General features: G+C 65.8%; 2 protein-coding genes. Both read left to right on the top strand.

What is annotated here, in order from left to right:
* The coding region (locus LXM94_RS25815) for a cellulase family glycosylhydrolase (protein ID WP_235774744.1) at window positions 1-580 on the top strand (580 nt) is incomplete at its 5' end.
* Window positions 581-658: 78 nt separating this feature from the next.
* Window positions 659-1750 (top strand): hypothetical protein (locus tag LXM94_RS25820; RefSeq protein WP_235774746.1); only part of this gene is annotated, 1092 nt, incomplete at its 3' end.

Consider the following 1750-nt stretch of genomic DNA (forward strand, 5'->3'; position numbering starts at 1 on the left):
TTATGACGTGCCGGCGGACCAATGGCTCGCCTCGGCCAATGCCGCGATCGCGGCGATCCGCGCGGCTGGCGCCGACAATCTCGTGCTGGTGCCCGGCACGAGCTGGACGGGCGCGCACAGCTGGGAACAGCAGCGCGACGGCGGCGCGAACGGCACGGTGATGCGACGGGTTGCCGACCCGCTCGGCCGCCATGCCTATGAGGTCCATCAGTATTTCGACGCGGACTTTTCGGGGAAACACGAGACCTGCGCTCGCGCCGCGGACGGCGTCGCGGCGTTGGAACGCTTCACGGACTGGCTGCGCGAGACCGGTGCGCGCGGCTTCCTCGGCGAGTTCGGCGGCAGCGCGGCGCCCGGCTGCCTCGAGGCGATCGCCGATGCGCGCGCGGTCGTCGAGGGCAATGCGGACGTCTGGACCGGCTGGGCCTACTGGGCGGCCGGCGACTGGTGGCCGGAAAGCGAGCCGCTGAACGTGCAGCCGACCGGCAAGGGCGACCGGGCGCAGCTCGCCGCGCTGACGGCCATAAGCCCGGCCACTGCCGCCGGCGCCAGCTGCGCCGCGCCGGGCTCCGGCGGCTGAGGATTCGGCCGCATCGCTTTTTCGACCCGCCATGCTCTGCTATCCTGCACGCAAAGCGATTCTTCGGCGTCGGGCGCAGTGACAGAAGACAGAACCCTGGAGACGCGCGATTACTACGTGATCGGCGTTGTCCTTTCCTCCGTGCTCTACAATTGCGTGCTCGCGACGATCAACGCGAACGTGATGCCGCTCGGCTTTGCCCATGTGGCGCTGACGGAGATCCTGATCCTTCTCGCCGGCCTCGTCTTCATCCTGCGCAAGGGGCTCTACGAGGAGGATCTCGGCATCCTCGCCTTCGCCGTCTTCACGCTGGCGATGGCGATCTACATGTCGGCGCTGAACCGCATGGTGTTCATCGACTATTTCCGCAACGTGCTCATCATCTTCTGCTTTGCGGCGCTCGGGACATGGGTGAGCCGGGCGACCGTCAGGACGGCCTTCAAATGGGCCTGCGGACTGGTCCTCGGCGGGCTGCTCCTCGAGATATTCCTGCTCGACCTCTACGGCACGCTCTTCTATCCGATGAGCTATTTCGAGAACACACGCGGCCTCGAGCAGGTGTCCTTCGACGGCAGCAAGCTTTTCCAGAACGTGCTGCGCATCCCCGGCCGCTTCTCCTTCGGCATTATCGACCATCGCGCGGCGTCGATCTTCCTCGAGCAGGTGTCGCTTGCGAACTTCTGCGGCGTGCTGCTGATCTTCCTCACCTGCTTCTGGACGGATCTGCGGCTCGGGGAACGGATGCTCTTCCTGGTGACCGTCGTGCTGATCCTGCTGACGAACGATTCCCGCACCATGCTGATGTTCTCGTTCGTCTGCCTCGCCGGCTACTTTGTCTTTCCGCGCATCCCGACGGCCTGGAGCCTGCTCTACATGCCGCTGGTGCTGGCGCTCGGCTTCGTGGTCTACATGCTGCGGCCCGACGCCAGCGGCGACACGCTCGACGGGCGCGTCGTGCTGACCGTCAGGCACATCCTGGAGATCGACCTTTTCGCGGTGCTTGGGCTGGAGGCGGCGAAGGCCGCGCAGTTCGCCGACAGCGGCTATGTCTACGTCGTCTACGGCGGCACGGTTTTCGGGCTCGTCCTCTTCTGGCTGTTCGTCTGCCTCTTCCCGGCCGGCCGGACGCCCGAGCAGCGCCGCTTCGCGCATTTACTTTCTGTTTTTCTT

The organism is Rhizobium alarense, from assembly GCF_021555155.1.
Taxonomy (GTDB): Bacteria; Pseudomonadota; Alphaproteobacteria; order Rhizobiales; family Rhizobiaceae; genus Rhizobium_D; species Rhizobium_D alarense.